This window comes from Mesorhizobium sp. IMUNJ 23232 (genome assembly GCF_044326205.1).
Taxonomy (GTDB): domain Bacteria; phylum Pseudomonadota; class Alphaproteobacteria; order Rhizobiales; family Rhizobiaceae; genus Kumtagia.
In genome coordinates this window covers 71,034-85,889 of record NZ_JBIRCY010000026.1, presented here as the reverse complement: position 1 = coordinate 85,889, position 14,856 = coordinate 71,034, and the positions used below count along the sequence as shown (strand labels likewise).

General features: G+C 64.4%; 19 protein-coding genes. 6 read left to right on the top strand and 13 right to left on the bottom strand.

Translation table 11 applies throughout. The features are described 5' to 3' along the window. Positions 1–44: 44 nt before the first annotated feature. The 10 genes from ACH196_RS19370 to ACH196_RS19325 form a co-directional block, all read right to left on the bottom strand. On the bottom strand, positions 45–1,265 hold the full coding sequence (locus ACH196_RS19370) for a flagellar basal body P-ring protein FlgI (RefSeq protein WP_396648560.1): 1,221 nt from the start codon (positions 1,263–1,265) through the stop codon (positions 45–47). Continuing rightward, a complete protein-coding gene (gene flgA / locus ACH196_RS19365) occupies positions 1,265–1,726 on the bottom strand; it encodes a flagellar basal body P-ring formation chaperone FlgA (RefSeq protein WP_396648559.1) in 462 nt (153 codons plus the stop codon). The genes ACH196_RS19370 and flgA overlap by 1 nt, the downstream gene beginning before the upstream one ends. Continuing rightward, entirely contained in the window at positions 1,726–2,514 is a 789-nt protein-coding gene (gene flgG / locus ACH196_RS19360) for a flagellar basal-body rod protein FlgG (RefSeq protein WP_396648558.1), read from the bottom strand. The genes flgA and flgG overlap by 1 nt, the downstream gene beginning before the upstream one ends. A 9-nt stretch (positions 2,515–2,523) precedes the next feature. Beyond that, on the bottom strand, positions 2,524–2,847 hold the full coding sequence (locus tag ACH196_RS19355) for a flagellar hook-basal body complex protein FliE (protein WP_396648557.1): 324 nt from the start codon (positions 2,845–2,847) through the stop codon (positions 2,524–2,526). After that, a complete protein-coding gene (flgC, locus tag ACH196_RS19350) occupies positions 2,844–3,263 on the bottom strand; it encodes a flagellar basal body rod protein FlgC (RefSeq protein WP_396648556.1) in 420 nt (139 codons plus the stop codon). Before flgC ends, ACH196_RS19355 begins: the two co-directional genes overlap by 4 nt. Before the next feature lie 4 nt (positions 3,264–3,267). Further along, the gene (flgB, locus tag ACH196_RS19345) at positions 3,268–3,645 is read right to left on the bottom strand and encodes a flagellar basal body rod protein FlgB (protein ID WP_396648555.1); all 378 of its coding nucleotides are present in this window, start codon (positions 3,643–3,645) and stop codon (positions 3,268–3,270) included. Positions 3,646–3,743: 98 nt separating this feature from the next. Further along, positions 3,744–4,394 carry a hypothetical protein gene (locus ACH196_RS19340; protein ID WP_396648554.1) on the bottom strand — a complete coding sequence of 217 codons (651 nt, stop codon included), beginning with the start codon at positions 4,392–4,394 and terminating at the stop codon, positions 3,744–3,746. Continuing rightward, positions 4,375–5,745 carry a flagellar protein export ATPase FliI gene (fliI, locus tag ACH196_RS19335; protein WP_396648553.1) on the bottom strand — a complete coding sequence of 457 codons (1,371 nt, stop codon included), beginning with the start codon at positions 5,743–5,745 and terminating at the stop codon, positions 4,375–4,377. The genes ACH196_RS19340 and fliI overlap by 20 nt, the downstream gene beginning before the upstream one ends. Before the next feature lie 226 nt (positions 5,746–5,971). Further along, positions 5,972–6,697: a flagellar basal-body rod protein FlgF gene (gene flgF, locus ACH196_RS19330; protein WP_396648552.1), complete on the bottom strand. Its 726-nt coding sequence runs from the start codon at positions 6,695–6,697 to the stop codon at positions 5,972–5,974. A 4-nt stretch (positions 6,698–6,701) separates the two neighbouring features. Then, positions 6,702–7,481, bottom strand: coding sequence for a DUF1217 domain-containing protein (locus ACH196_RS19325; RefSeq protein ID WP_396648551.1), 780 nt, complete (start codon positions 7,479–7,481; stop codon positions 6,702–6,704). 140 nt (positions 7,482–7,621) lie between these two features. On the opposite strand from ACH196_RS19325, the gene motA reads away from it, so the two are divergent. Genes motA through ACH196_RS19295 form a run of 6 tightly spaced genes read left to right on the top strand, consistent with a single transcriptional unit; the run spans position 7,622 to position 12,478 of the window. Next, the gene (gene motA / locus ACH196_RS19320) at positions 7,622–8,503 is read left to right on the top strand and encodes a flagellar motor stator protein MotA (RefSeq protein WP_396648550.1); all 882 of its coding nucleotides are present in this window, start codon (positions 7,622–7,624) and stop codon (positions 8,501–8,503) included. Positions 8,504–8,537: 34 nt separating this feature from the next. Next, positions 8,538–9,473: a FliM/FliN family flagellar motor switch protein gene (locus tag ACH196_RS19315; RefSeq protein ID WP_396648549.1), complete on the top strand. Its 936-nt coding sequence runs from the start codon at positions 8,538–8,540 to the stop codon at positions 9,471–9,473. A gap of 39 nt (positions 9,474–9,512) precedes the next feature. Then, the gene (gene fliN, locus ACH196_RS19310) at positions 9,513–9,896 is read left to right on the top strand and encodes a flagellar motor switch protein FliN (protein ID WP_396648548.1); all 384 of its coding nucleotides are present in this window, start codon (positions 9,513–9,515) and stop codon (positions 9,894–9,896) included. A gap of 41 nt (positions 9,897–9,937) precedes the next feature. Continuing rightward, the gene (locus ACH196_RS19305; protein ID WP_396648547.1) at positions 9,938–10,945 is read left to right on the top strand and encodes a flagellar motor switch protein FliG; all 1,008 of its coding nucleotides are present in this window, start codon (positions 9,938–9,940) and stop codon (positions 10,943–10,945) included. A 16-nt stretch (positions 10,946–10,961) separates the two neighbouring features. After that, positions 10,962–12,044: a flagellar biosynthesis protein FlhB gene (gene flhB / locus ACH196_RS19300; protein WP_396648546.1), complete on the top strand. Its 1,083-nt coding sequence runs from the start codon at positions 10,962–10,964 to the stop codon at positions 12,042–12,044. Beyond that, the gene (locus ACH196_RS19295) at positions 12,041–12,478 is read left to right on the top strand and encodes a hypothetical protein (protein WP_396648545.1); all 438 of its coding nucleotides are present in this window, start codon (positions 12,041–12,043) and stop codon (positions 12,476–12,478) included. Before flhB ends, ACH196_RS19295 begins: the two co-directional genes overlap by 4 nt. Before the next feature lie 25 nt (positions 12,479–12,503). On the opposite strand, the gene ACH196_RS19290 is transcribed toward ACH196_RS19295, so the two are convergent. The 3 genes from ACH196_RS19290 to ACH196_RS19280 form a co-directional block, all read right to left on the bottom strand. Further along, on the bottom strand, positions 12,504–13,253 hold the full coding sequence (locus ACH196_RS19290) for a helix-turn-helix transcriptional regulator (protein ID WP_396648544.1): 750 nt from the start codon (positions 13,251–13,253) through the stop codon (positions 12,504–12,506). A gap of 17 nt (positions 13,254–13,270) precedes the next feature. Continuing rightward, positions 13,271–13,984: a LuxR C-terminal-related transcriptional regulator gene (locus tag ACH196_RS19285; RefSeq protein WP_396648543.1), complete on the bottom strand. Its 714-nt coding sequence runs from the start codon at positions 13,982–13,984 to the stop codon at positions 13,271–13,273. A 377-nt stretch (positions 13,985–14,361) separates the two neighbouring features. After that, complete coding sequence (locus ACH196_RS19280; protein ID WP_396648542.1) at positions 14,362–14,847, bottom strand: hypothetical protein; 486 nt, start codon at positions 14,845–14,847, stop codon at positions 14,362–14,364. Positions 14,848–14,856 lie beyond the last annotated feature (9 nt).

The window sequence follows — 14,856 nt, the reverse complement described above, 5'->3', positions numbered from 1 at the left end:
CCAGCGGAACCTTCCTGTGCGCTCCATAGCCATCATCGCTTGCCTCACTGCACCACAAGCTCGGCCTGCATCGCGCCGGCCGACTTGATGCCCTGGAGGATGGCAATAATGCCGTCCGGCTTAACGCCAAGGCGGTTGAGCCCGGAGACCAGCGTCTGCAGGTCGGGACCGTCGAGCACGGCGACCTTGGCGTCGGGCTGCCCGGCATCGATCGTGGTGAAGGGTTCGACGGCGGTCACGCCATCCGAGAACGGCTCGGGTTGCACGACCGTTGGGGTCTCGGTGATGCGCACCGTCAATGCGCCGTGGCTGACCGCGACTCGGGAAATCCTGACCTCGTTGCCTATGACGATTGTACCGGTGCGCTCGTCCAGCACGACGCGAGCGGGCGCGTCGGCTTCGACGACGAGGTTTTCCAGCTCGGCGAAGAAGCGGGCGGCGGAGATGCGGTCCGGCTTCCTGATGATGACAGTGCGCGCATCCTGCTCGGCGGCGACACGGCGGCCGAAACGCTCCATGGAATAGTCGTTGATGGTGTCGGCGATGCGCACGGCTGTGGAGAAATCGGCGTTGCGCAGTTGCAGGATCAGCGTGCCGAGATTGGAGAATTCGGCCTCGACCTGGCGCTCGACGATGGCGCCATTGGGGACACGGCCGGCGGTCGGCACGCCCTGCGTCAGCGTTTCGGCGTCACCCTGCGCGGTGAATCCGGAGACGAAGACGGAGCCTTGCGCCACCGCGTAGATCTCGCCATTGGGAGCCTTGAGCGGCGTCATCACCAGCGTGCCGCCCTGCAAGGATGTCGCGTCGCCGAGCGACGAGACCGACACGTCGATACGCGCGCCGGACTGCACGAAGGGCGGGAGGTTGGCTGTCACGATCACCGCGGCAACGTTCTTGGCGCGGGAGCGGCCGCCCTCGCTGGCGATGCCGAGGTTTTCCAGCATGGCGCGGATCGACTGCTCGGTGAAAGGCGCGTTGCGCAACCCGTCGCCGGTTCCTTTCAACCCGATCACCAGACCGTAGCCGACAAGCTGGTTGTCGCGTGAACTCTGAAGTTGCGCGATGTCCTTGATGCGAGCGGTGGTGAGGTTGCGGCCATCGTAAAGCACGGTCTGGTCGCCATAGTTGCCTCCGGCTCCCGCCATGCCGTCGCCCGCGCCGCTGTCGCCGGGGCCCAGCCTGCGCCCGGCGCGGCTGTCGTCGGCATGGGTTGCCTGGCAACCCATCGCGACAGCCAGCAGCAGGGCGAAGAGACGCTTCATCAGCCGCCGATCCTGACCGTGCCGTCGGCCATGACGACGCCCGACACGACCTTGCCGCTGTCGATATTGCGGACCTTGACCAGATCGCCGGCCGCACCCGGCTCCAGCGTCACGGCGGTGGCGGAGATCGACAGCGTGCCGGAGACGAAGACCATTTCGACAGGCACGCCCTTTTCGACCAGAAAGGCTTCACGCAGCGCGTTTGCCTGCACATAGCGCCCGGGCAGCAAGGTGCGTTTCGCGACCTTGCCTTCCAGCCCGGCCAGGGCGATCACCACATTCGCCGGCGGCACCTTGCCCTCGGCGAGGATGACTTCCTTGAGCGCCTCGGCGGCGACCGTCTCGCCGGGATAGATGACGCGATTGGGCACCAGCACAACCTCGCCGGCGGATGCCGGCAGAGCGCCGGACATTGCCGTAAGGGCCGCCAGCATGAGGAGAATGCGCCGGCGCATCGCCATCACCTTATGTTCTTGGAGACCACGGCCGCCATTTCGTCGGCCGCCTGGATGACTTTCGAATTCATCTCGTAGGCGCGCTGCGCCGAGATCAGCTCGGTGATCTCCTTCACCGGATCGACGTTGGACGCTTCGAGGTAACCCTGCTCTACCTCGGCGAAACCTGGATCACCGGGAACGCCGGTTATGGCCGAACCGGAGGCAGGGGTTTCACGGAACAGATTATCGCCCATCGCCGCGAGGCCCGACTCGTTTGAAAAGTTGGCGAGGGTGAGTTGACCGAGGCTCTGCAGGTCGACCTGGCCGTCGATACGGGCAAAAACTTCGCCGGACTTGTTGACGACAACCTCGATCGCGTCGGCCGGCACGGTGATGTTGGGCTGCACGGTGTAGCCGTCGAGCGTCACCAGTTGCCCGGTGGCGTTGGTGTTGAAGGCGCCGGAGCGGGTGTAGAGGGTCTCGCCGTCGGCGCCGTCGATCTGGAACCAGCCATTGCCGGTCAGCGCCAGATCGAACTTGTTGCCGGTGCTGATCAGATTGCCCTGGATGTGCAGGTTGCGTACCGCCGCCGTCTTGACGCCGAGGCCGATGCTGACGCCTTCCGGCACGACGCTAGCATTGGCGCGGCTAGGCACGCCCTGCATGCGGTCAACCTGGTAAAGCAGGTCGGTGAACTCGGCGCGGGCGCGCTTGAAGCCGGTTGTGTTGATGTTGGCGATGTTGTTGGCGATGACTTCCAGATTTGTCTGCTGGGCGTTCATGCCGGTAGCGGCGATGGAGAGGGCACGCATCGGAAACTCCTAGATCGCCATACGGCTGACTTCGAGATAGGCGGTGACGATCTTGTCGCGGATGGCGACCGCCGCCTGGAACGATTGCTCGGCGCTCATCACGGCATCGACCGTCTGGCGCATGTCGCCCTTGCCCTGCAGCACCTCTACCGACATCTGCTCGGCCTGCTTCAGCCGTTCGACGCTGCGGCCCGCTGTCTCGGACACCAGGGAGGCGAAGGAGACGCCGGTGTCGACGGTGGCGCTGCCTGCCACGGGCGTCGTGGGGCTGAGCACACCGCCGGCGGTGCCGGTCAGGAAGTTGGGGCTGATGGAGCCGAGGCCGGTGATCACGATTGCGGCCTCATCAGATCGATCGTCATCGAGATAAGTGAGCGCGCCTGCTTGATGACTTGCAGATTGGCCTCGTAGGAACGGTTGGCCTCGGTCATGTCGGCCATCTCGATCAGCACGTTGACGTTGGGCATCTTGACGTAGCCATTCTCGTCAGCAGCCTCGTGGCCGGGCATGAACTCGACCGGGAAATCCGTCTCGTCGCGGCCGATCTTCAGCACTTCGACGCTCGAGCCGCCGCTCTGGCGGTCGAGTTCGGCGGCGAAGGTGATGGTCTTGCGCTGGTATGGGTCGGCGCCGGGTGCGTTGCCGGTGGATTGTGCGTTGGCGAGGTTTTCCGATACCACGCGCAGCCGCTCGGACTGGGCGTTCAATCCCGATGCGGCGACTTTCAGGGCGGCGGAAAGGGCGTCCATGGCGCTACTTCACGCTCATCAGCATCATGCGGTGGAAGGCTTTCACGATCGCCGTGTTCATCTCGAAGGCGCGTCCGACCTCGCCCGCCTTCATCAGTTCCTGCTCCATCACCACGGTGTTCTCCGACGGCAGGATCGCCGTGGTGCGATCGTCGTCCTGGTGGCCAAAACTCGCCTCGGTGACGCGCGTGCCGAAATGCCCCTCCTGGGTGGCCGTCAGGCTGACGCCGGTACGCTCCAGCACCTTTTCGAAAGGCTCGACATCGACGGCGCGATAGCCGCCGGTGTTGGCGTTGGCGATGTTGCCGGCAACCGCGGCCTGGCGCGCCGAAAGCCATTCGGCCTGTCGCGAGGCGAGGTGAAAAAGGTTGACGGGCTGCATGGCCGAGGCTGATCCGGATTCCGGGCGGTTCACCCAGACTCTAGGCAGCCAGTCTTGCGCGGGGCTTGTGGGGAGGAGGGGAGCCGGTTCGGAGGAGGCTACATGCCTTCCAGTTCCACCACCTTGTCCGCCGATGTGACCAGCACCCACTTGCCGTTGCGCTGCTCGATGCCGGCGACCTTGCTGTTGTCGGGCAGTAGCGAGCCGCGCTGCACCACCCACATGCCGGTTTCGTCGGCGATCATCGCCCGGCCGGCGGCGGCGTAGACGAGGCGGAAGCGCACGTCGTCGCCGGGAAACGGCTGGTCGAGCGTCTCGGCGGCGGACCTTTCCTCTTCTTCCGCGTTGGCCCCGGCGCCGATCGTGCCTGTAGCGAACAGGTCGAGCTGCATCGGAGGAATGTCCTCGGCCGACATCGGCGCGCCGACGCGTTCGCCGTCGGAACCGAGCATGATCGGCGGCTTCTGGTCGGCATTGCCCTCGAATTTCATCGCCCGGATGCCGAACTTGTCCTGGTTGAAGAAGATGTACCAGGGGAACACCGCACAGCCGAAGCCGAGCGCGATGCCGAGGCCGGCGATGATCAGGTCGCTACGCCGTCCTCTTTTTCCAGTTTTTCCAGGCGGTGTGGATTGTGGCCGGCGCGCCTTCAACGGCAGAAGCCCCGCGACAATCCCGCGGAACAAGCGCCGGTCGCCGGACTGTTTGTTGGTCGCCGCCTTGTTGCGGTCAGTTCTGCTGGGCGCCATGCGGCTTTTCCCTGGGCTTGAGATGGCGGACGAGATCGGCGAACGGATCGGCGGACGGCCGGTCGCCCGGCGACTGGTTCAGCGCCTCGTAGAGCAGCGGCACCTGGCGGACAGCGATGTCGAGTTCAGGGTCGGCGCCGGCCTGATAGGCGCCGAGCAGGCGGATGTCGCGCGTGTCCTCGAAGCGGGCGATCATCGCCTTCAGCTTGCCGACAAGTGTCCGCTGGTCGTCGCTCCAGGCTTTTGGCGCCAGCCGCGAGATCGAGGCCAGCGGATTGACGGCGGGATAACGGCCCTGCTCGCCGATGGCGCGATCGAGCACGACGTGGCCGTCCAAAATGCCGCGCACCGCGTCGGAGACCGGGTCGTTGTGGTCGTCGCCGTCGACCAGCACGGAGATGATGGCTGTGATCGAGCCGCTTCCGTCCGCGCCGGGACCTGCACGTTCCAGCAGTTTGGGCAGGTCGGTGAAGACCGAGGGCGGATAGCCGCGCGAGATCGGCGGCTCGCCGGTGCCGATCGCCACTTCGCGCAGCGCGTGGGCGAAGCGCGTGATGGAATCCAGCACCAGCAGCACACGATGGCCCTCAGCGCGAAAATGTTCGGCGACGCGCATGGCGGTGTCGGGCGCCCGCTTGCGCATCATGGCGCTCTCGTCGCTGGTGGCGACGACGGCGACGGTCTTCCTCATGCCGCGTTCGCCCAGCGTGTCTTCCAGGAACTCGCGCACCTCGCGGCCGCGCTCGCCGACCAGCGAGACGACGACCGTGTCGAAGGCATCCGCCGAAGCTAGCATTGCGAGCAGCGTCGACTTTCCGACGCCGGAGCCGGCGAAGATGCCGAGCCGCTGGCCGAAGCAGATGGGCGTAAAGATGTCGATGACGCGCACGCCGGTGCGAAAACCGGTACCGACGCGCTGGCGGGCCAGCGCCGAGGGCGGCGCGGCGTCGACGGCGCGGCGCGGATCGCCTTCGATCATCGTCGGGCCGTTGTCGATGGCGCGACCGAGTGCGTCGATCACCCGGCCGCGCCAATTCACATGCGGCACTACCGAGAGTGGGCCGTGGATGAAGACGAGGTCGCCGATGCCGGCGTCCGAGGCGCGGTCGAATGGGGCGACCATCACGTCGTCCGGGCCGATCCGGACGATCTCGCCGCGCCGTCTGCCGCGGTGGCCGCGCAACTCGACGATATCGCCGAGCCGGGCCGATCCGGAAAGCCCGCTGACGCGATAATGGGTGGGCGAGACCTCGACCACCTTGCCGCCCCGGCGCACAAGCGTGCGGTCACCGGAAAAGCGCGCCCAGCTTCGTTCCAGGAGATCGAGCGGGTCGGGAGTGGCTGCTGGCATGACCGATCCGCCCGGCTGGAACACCCCTCATCCGCCTCGCTTCGCTCGGCACCTTCTCCCACAAGGGGAGAAGGGGGAGTTTCGCGCATGCGCTGCGGCAAATCCCCAACGCCGGAGATTTGCCGAGGTACTGACGCGAAGCTCCACCTTCTCCCCTTGTGGGAGAAGGTGCCGAGCGAAGCGAGGCGGATGAGGGGTTGCTTGCAAGGGAATATCCGCGTCTGCGCTAGGTCTTCGAACCGAGCGTGCTGATCGCGTCGCCAAGGGTCTGGTCGGTGCTGCGGATAGAGGCGGCTATGTTTTCGAAGGCGCGCTGCAAGCCGATCAGGCGCGTCATCTCCAGCATCGGATTGACGTTGGATTCTTCCAGGAAGCCCTGTGCCACGCCGATGTCGTTGCGGTCGATCACCGGTTCCGGCGCGCCCATCGGCATGATGCCGGAATTGCCGTAGCGGATGAAGTTCTCACCCGGATCGAAATTGTAGAGGCCGAGCGCGCCGACAAGCTGGCCCTGTTGGCGCAGTGAACCGTCGGCGCCGGAGGTCGGCGGGCCGTTCTGCGGATCGAGCTGGATCGGCGCGCCGCCGGCGTCGAGCACCGGGTAGCCCTGCAGTGTGACGAGATCGCCGGTATCCAGCATGGTGAAGCGTCCGTCGCGGGTCATCACGGTGCCGCCCGGTGTCTCGATCCCGAACCAGGCGTCGCCCTGGATGGCGAAGTCGAAGGGATTTCCGGTCTCGCGCAGCGCGCCCGCCTCGGTCGACATGAAGGTGTCCCCGGAGGAGGTGAAATCGACCGATTTCTCGCCGAGCCCGCTCACCACATCCTCGAATTTCACGCCGGTGGCGCGAAAACCCACCGTTGACGCATTGGCGACATTGTCGGCGATGGTGTTCAGCCGGCGTTCCAGCGCTATCTGCGCGGAAAGGGCGACGTAGAGTCCGTCCTGCAAGGCTCTACCTCCGCATGCTCTGGATGGAGAAGAGAAGGTTGGTGGAGATGCCGTATTCGGCCGGCTGGGCAAACAGCACGCTCATCTGCGACGTGACGTTGCCCTGCGATGGGTTGCTCAGCTCCCACAGGCTGGTGAAGCGCTGCAGGAATTTTGAAAGCTTTTCCGGATCGGAGAAATCCTCGATGTCGATCTTCTCCTCGAACAGCTTGACCTGCTTGTCGATGTCGGCCGAGGCGAAGGAGTCGGGCAGTCCGAGCGCGGTGCGCACGACGCGGCTCAGCGCAGGATCGGCCAGCACCTCGTAGAAATTGGTCAGGTCGCCGGCCTTCCGCTCGAAATACAGCGCGAGGCGGACGCCCTCGTTCTGCTTGCCGGCATTCTCTTCCAGCGTCTGGCGCAGATACATGTCGACCGTGCCCTGCTGGGCGCGGGTGCGCACGGTCGTCGTCTCGCCGAAACCAACGAAGTCGAAGGTTTTTACGAACTCGTAGTATTTCTTGTCGGTCAGCTTGTTGGCGAAACTGTCCTCGTCGTCGATGCCCTCCTTCATGGCTTTCACCATGAAGGCCTTGGCGTAGGTCATGTCGGCAAGGCCGTGCGCTTTCATGGCGTAGCGGAACAGCCGATCGTCCTTCATCAGGTCCTCGATCGACTTCACCTTGGTGATGTTTTCCAGGTAATATTCGGTGTCGCGCTTCACCGTCGGCTCGGCCTCGACCCGGTCGATGGACTTGGCCATGTCCTTGGCGATGAGCTGGTAGTTCGTATAGGTGTTGAGCACGCGCCGACTCCGCCCTGCGATGCGCGGAACACTAAGGCAACTTCCTTGCGCGAAGCTGAATCCGCCGGGGCGGCCGATTCAAGCCTCACACAAGGCACGGCCGCTACCTTCGAGGCTGGCAAATCTTGAAGGGTTCGCGCGTGGGCATTCTGATCGGACTTGTGGTGACGCTGGGCTGTGTGCTCGGCGGCTTCATGGCCATGGGCGGCCATATCGAGGTGCTGATCCAGCCGTGGGAAGTGGTGATCATCTGCGGCGCCGCATTGGGCGCCTTCCTCGTCGCCAATCCGATGAAGGTGGTGAAGGACACCGGCAAGGCGACGCTTGAGGCATTCAAGCAGGCCGTGCCGAAAGAGAAGGACTATCTCGAAACGCTCGGCGTGCTGCACAGCCTGATGCGCGAATTGCGCACCAAGTCGCGCAGCGAGGTCGAGGCCCATATCGACAATCCCGAGGAATCGGCCATCTTCCAGGCATTTCCCCTGGTGCTGAAGCGCCACGAGCTGACGCATTTCATCTGCGACTACTGCCGGCTGATCATCATCGGCAATGCGCGTCCGCATGAGATCGAGGCGCTGATGGACGAGGAGATCCAGACGATCCGGTCCGACAGCCTCAAGCCCTATCACGCGATGATGATGGTGGGCGACGGGTTCCCGGCGATCGGCATCATCGCGGCGGTGCTGGGCGTGGTGAAGGCGATGGGCGCGCTCGACCAGTCGCCGGAGATCCTCGGCGGCCTGATCGGTGCAGCGCTTGTCGGCACCTTCCTCGGCATCTTCATGTCCTATTGCATCGTCGGTCCCATCGCCACCAAGATCAAGATCGTGCGCGAGAAGAACAACCGGCTCTACATCATCGTCAAGCAGACGCTGCTGGCCTACATGAACGGCTCGCTGCCGCAGGTGGCGATCGAGTTCGGCCGCAAGACGATCTCCTCTTACGATCGTCCGTCGATCGATGCCGTCGAGCAGAGCACCATGAACACCGGTGGCGGTGAAGCCGCCAAGAAGGCCGCCTGAGCGATGACATCACCGAACGGGACGCGAGCGTTCGATGGCTAGCCCGGCCAACCCCTCGGAGATGCGCGCCTATATCGTCGAGCGGCTGGTCGGCGACACGGGCGAACCCGATCATATAACCACGACCGCCCGAGCGCTGGCTGTGCGGGCGCTGCCGGCGATCCGCAAAGCTTTCGGCAACTGCCTGGCCACGCCGGTCGGCATCGACATCGTCTCCGTCGAACTGTCGCGTTTCGCTGCTGCGCGACCGGACCCGCAGGCGAATGGCGCGATGACCATGGCGTCGTCGCCGAGTTCCCCGGACGCACTGCTTCTGACGATCGAATCGCGCGCCGTCGCAATCCTCGTATCGGCGATGTTCGGTGGAGATCCGGACCTGCCGGTGGCGGCGATCGAACGGCCTCTGTCGCCCACCGAACTCGACGTTGCCACCATGGCGTTCGAGGAAATTGCCAAGGCGGTGAACGGGTCGGGGCCGCGCGCCTTCGCTTTCAACCTGCCGCTCTCCCAGGCGGTTTCCGGCGCCGCGCTCAGCGAGCGCGTCATCCGGGACGGGCCGGCGGCGCGCATCGACTTCGCCATCACCTCCGGCCGCACGACGGGGCGGCTGTCGCTGTTTATGCCGCAGCGCGTTCTGCTCAAGCACCGCGGCGACAAGGCGGCGCTGCCGGGAAAGCTTGGCAAGGACGACGACTGGGGAGAGCGATTTGGCGAGGAGGTGATGCGCTCCGCCGTCAAGCTCGAGGCGACGATGCCGCTTGCCCGTATGACGCTGGCCGACATCGCCTGCCTGCAGCTCGGGCAAGTCATCGAGCTGCGCGAAAACGCCCAGAGCGAGGCAAAACTGTCAGCCCGGCACAAGACTCTTTTCGTATGCGAGTTCGGCAAGCTCGGACAGAACTACACAGTGCGGATCAAGCAGCCCTTCGACGAGCGGCAGGACCTGATCGAAGGGCTGGTACGGCGCTGAGCGATCCGGCGCCGTGAGAGATTGCAAAGGGGACGATTGATGAGCCACGGCATCGGAGCGACAGCGGAAGAGGGCGGAGAGGACCAGCTCAACCGGGCCATCGAGGAACTGCGCGGCGTGCTCAGCGAAGGCGGCGGTGGCGTGCGTGCGCCGAGCGGCGCGGTGGCGGCCAATGCCAACATCATCATGAACATCCCGGTCGAGGTGCAGATCGTGCTCGGCAGCGCCGAGATGTCGGTGTCCGAACTGATGGGGCTTCAGAAGGGCTCGACGGTGGCGCTCAACCGGCGCGTCGGCGAGGCGGTCGACGTGATGGTCAACGGCCGCCGCATCGCTCGCGGCGAGATCACGGTGCTCGACAACGATCCCTCACGCTTCGGCCTGCGGTTGACTGAGATCATAACCTCGGCTGGACCTGCGTGATGGTCCGGCGGTGACACGGTGCCGATGATACTGATGCGCAAATGACGACGCTCAACCTCACCCGCGCGCAGAAGGCGGCGGCCATCCTGGTCGCCATGGGCAAGCCGGCGGCCAGTCGCCTGCTGAAATTCTTCAAGCAGGAGGAGTTGAAGGCGCTGATCGAGGGCGCGCGGCTGCTCAAGACCATTCCGCAAAGTGAACTGGAGCGGATTGTTGCCGAGTTCGAAGCCGAATTCACCGAGGGCGCCGGCCAGCTCGATTCCGCCGATCAGATGGACGACCTTTTCAACGAGACGCTGTCGCCGGAAGAGATGAATGCAATCATGGGCAAGGGCCAGGCGGCGGCCGGCAACCAGCCGCCGCCGGTCTGGACCGAACTGGAGAAACTGGAGCCGGCGCGGCTCGGCGCGTTTCTCGCCAACGAACACGCCCAGACCTCGGCACTGGTGCTCTCCAAGCTCGCACCACAAAGCGCCGCCAATACGCTGCTGACGCTGGAAAAACCGCTGCGCGGCGAGATCATCCGGCGCATGATGTCGATCGCCACCATTCCGGAAACCGCTACGAAGATCATCGAGAACCAGTTGCGCAGCCGCGTGCTCGGCGAGACCAATACCAAGGACACATCCGCCGGCCAGAGCCGGGTCGCCAGTTTGCTCAACGAGCTCGACAAGGGCCAGCTAGACGAGGTGTTGCAGGACCTGCAGGACGCCGGCACGCCCGACCTGGAGGCGATCCGCGCCAGGCTGTTCTCGTTCGAGGATATCCCGCTCCTCACCCAGAAGGCGCGGGTTGCGCTGTTCGACGGGCTGTCGACCGAACTCGTCACGCTTTGCCTTCGCAACACGTCGGCGCAACTCGCGGAATCCGTGCTGTCCTCGATCGGCGCGCGCTCGCGCCGCATGATCGAGTCCGAGCTCGGCCAGGGTTCCGACGGCATTGCCATGGCTGATATAGTGAAGGCTCGCAAGACGGTGGCATCGACAGCGATCCGCATGGCGCGCGAAGGCGCCTTCGAATTGCCGTCGACGCAAGCCGCCGCAGCCTGACGCCGGCTGAGCAGCCATGTCCGAGAGCGCCGACAAGGACAGCAAAACCGAGGACGCGACCGAGAAGAAGATCCGCGACACGGTCGAGAAGGGCAAGTTGCCCTCGTCGCGCGAAGCGCCGATCCTCGCCTCCTTCCTCGCCATACTTGTCTTCTCGGTATTCTTCGCCCAGCAGAACATTGCTGAGATGGGCACGTTCCTGTCCGTGTTCCTTGAGAAACCCGAAGACTGGCCGCTCGACACGGCGAGCGATGTCGGCACGCTCTACAAGGCGGTGCTGATGCAGATCGGCCAAGCGGTCGCCGCGCTGGTGGCGATGCTGATGGCGGCGGGATTCCTCGCCTCGGCAGTCCAGAACCTTCCGCAGTTCGTCGGCGAGCGCATCCAGCCGCAGGCCTCGCGCATCTCGCTCTCCGAAGGCTGGAAGCGGCTGTTCGGCGTGCAGGGTTTTGTCGAGTTCGCCAAGGCGGTCGGCAAGCTGGTGTTCGCATCGCTGGTGCTGATCTTCATCCTGCGCAACGATCTCGTGACGCTGCTGTCGGGCATGATCACGCCGCCGGTCTCGTTCGGACTGGTGATCCGCGACATCGCCATCAACATCCTAGTCGCGATCGTCGTGGTCATGGCGGCGATCGCCGGCATCGACGTCGTCTGGTCACGCTTCCACTGGCTGCAGGATCTGCGCATGACCAAGCAGGAGGTCAAGGACGAGATGAAGCAGTCGGAAGGCGACCCGATCGTCAAGTCGCGGCTGCGCTCGCTGGCCCGTGACCGGGCGCGGCGGCGGATGATGACGGCGGTGCCGCGCGCCACGCTGATCATCGCCAACCCGACCCACTTTTCCATCGCGCTGCGCTATGTGCGCGAGGAGAACACGGCGCCGGTGGTGCTTGCCAAGGGGCAAGATCTGGTCGCGCTCAGAATCCGCGAGATCGCCAAGGAAAACAACATTCCGGTCTTCGAGGACGTGGCGCTCGCTCGCTCCATGTACAAGCAAGTTTCGGTGGATAGCGTGATCCCGCAGCAATTCTACCAGGCGGTCGCTGAACTCATCCGCATCGTCTACGCCAAGCAGGCTCCGAAAAAACAGGCATCATGATCCGCCAATCGCACGCATCGTCCCGCGAGGTCATCGTCGCCGACGCCATCCGCGACATCGTCGCCGAATTGCGCCTGGTTGATGCCGCCGACTACATCGCCTTCATCAGGCTGGAGCATTTCGCCTGCATTTCCGACCTGGTGGATTCGGCGGCCGAGCTGTTCTTCATGCCGCGCACCGTGAGGATGGGCCATGGCGGCGAGGCGCATGTCGGCTGGTCGGAGCCGCCGCGCATCGAACTCGACCTCGAACTCAGGCCGCGCGGCGCGACCGTTTATTTCACGCTGACGCTGGGCGCCGAGGAGGCGTCGGTCGAGGTCAATTACGTGGCCTTCGACGATCCAGATCCCGATCCGGAGAAGAACACGGCTTTCCTCGCAGCGGCCATCGAGGAGTCGCGGATACGGCGCAGCGAGCCGGCAGTCGGCCGGTAGGTCAGGGATTTCCGTAAGGCAAAACTTACTCGAACAGGCCGAGCTTCATGGCCTTTGCCACCGCATGGATGCGGTTGGTGGCGTTCAGTTTCTGCGTCGAACTCGCCAGATACTGATTGGCGGTATGGATCGACAGTTTTAGCGAGGCGGCGATCTCCTCGCTGGTCAGGCCGTTGGCCGTAAGCTTCAGGCATTCCATCTCTCGCTTCGAGATGGTTGGCATCTTGCGCAGTTCGTTGGAGCGGATCGTCGCCACCGCGTCGAACAGCGAGAAGCAGCGGGCGTGGATGTCGAAGACGTGGTCGCCGCCGAGCACGATGTCGCGTCCCCAGAAGGCGATCAGCCCACATTGGCCGCGATCGGAAAAGACCGGAAAGGCGATGCCGGGGTGACCGGGCAGCAGATCCTCGGTTCTCTCCGCCATTTCGAGCTGCGAGAACGCCTGGAGTGACGCCGTCGCCGCGCCGTCGCTCCACCAGCAGGGCAGGGTGGAGGTGCGCGCATGCCGGACGATCGCCTCGCCATTGCGGTCCGACGCGACGCGGGTCAAAGCCGACAGGCTCGGATGGTCGGAATCGAAACATGGGACGAGTTTTGCCCGCTCCAGCGAGGGGCTGACGAAGAACACGGCGAACGCCGCCGCGTTGATGTCGATGGCGATCCAGCGGCAGCGCCGCACGGCGTCCGGCACGGTCAGTGTATGTCCCGCTTCGCCGTCGGGTGCGGCAGCGCCGAACGGACTCCTGCGCTCCCCGGCCGGAACGCGCGCGCTCATGCCTGCCGCCGGTCTCGTCAAATGATGCCGCTCCTGATCGCGGTCGCGACCGCCATGACGCGATTCGACGCCGCGAATTTCTGGATGGCGTGGGCGACGTAGCTGTTCACCGTGTTAGAGGAGACGCCGAGGATGAGCGCCACCTCGTCGGTGGTCTTGCCTTCGGAAACCCAGTACAGGCATTCGCGCTCGCGGTCCGACAGCGGGTCCTGCTGCGCGGCGGCTGCCAGAAGGCCGGGCACCTGCGACAGCGCGTGGCAGCAGCGCATCTGGGCGCGGCTGAGTTCGGCCGGATCAAGCTCCCCAGGTTCGGCGGTGGACAAAAGCATGAACAGCCGCTGGCGGCCGACATTCAGCCTGAGCGCGAAAATCTCGCCATGGCCGAGCACGTCGAGCAGCCTCACTTCTTCACCGCTGAGCATGCCAGGAAGTGCTGGAGCTTGACGCGTGGTGATCGGCTGCGGCCGGGTGCCGGGCGGTACCGCAAAGCTGCTCTGGGCGATTGCGGCGATTGCTTGGTGGCCGACAAGCTGGATCGCATCGTAGATCCAGTTCGAGGCGACGATACGAATGTCGCTGCGGTTCTGGTCATGCAGCACGGCGACCAGCATATAGCTGTCGGCCCCGATGTTCTGGCAAAGCGCCATCAGGAATCCGGTGAGGTCGCCCCGCGAGGCCAGCCTTTTCGCCAGTCCCGTCGAAACTCCAAACTGTTCGCCTAGGCTTGTCATGCCGCCTGCTGGAAGCCTGAATCGTTGCGCGTGCCCGGACCCTGGCTGCGCCAGCGACCGGACATGAAAACGCATCACTTGTTACGAAAACCACCCGCCTGCCCTTTGGACAGGCCGCGAACCGCACTGCACTCGAATGTCCCGCCGGATCCCCAAAACTTGTCCGGCGACGCCGATTTGCGATGGATTATGCGCCGCAAATCGACTGATTCGCGTCCAATCTAACGCTTCGTGAATCCGACATCAAAGCCGAAAATTAAAAAGTTAATAAATGTGAAACTGTTGCCTTGGGGGCGTGGCCATGCGGACTCGGGCGCGCTCACGCGAGGCTGGCGGCCGACGCGAATAGGTGACTGTCTGACAAGCGATGGATTTGACTACCGCCCCAGCGGTTGCGGCATATAGCCGACAAAACCGGCGATCTTCCAGCAGCCATTCACTTTGCGGCAGAAATACAGTGTCTGCCAGTTGAGCCGATCGGCCGTGCCGTCGGCTTTCGCGATCGAGCCGTTGAACTTCTTGTGCAGCACCGCACGGTCGCCGTCGACGTCGATGTCCCGCATGTTGGTGATGCGGAACATCGCATCGAGCAGCGGCTCGGCGAATTTTGTCTTCGCCGTCTCGGCGGCCTGGCGCAGCCATTCGTCGCGATAGATTTCCAGCCGGGGAAACTGCAGCCGCCAGGCGTCGGCGTCGTTCAGGAAATGCGCGTGCATGCCGAAAAAGCTCTCGGCGATGAAGTCGTCTTCGACCATTGACCAGTCCTGGGCGATGAAGGCCTCGAAGTCGCGGCGCATCAGCATTTCCCAGAGTTCGTGGCGGTCCGGATCGCCCTCGGGAAATGGGTTCTTGTCGAATGTCATGGCTTGCCC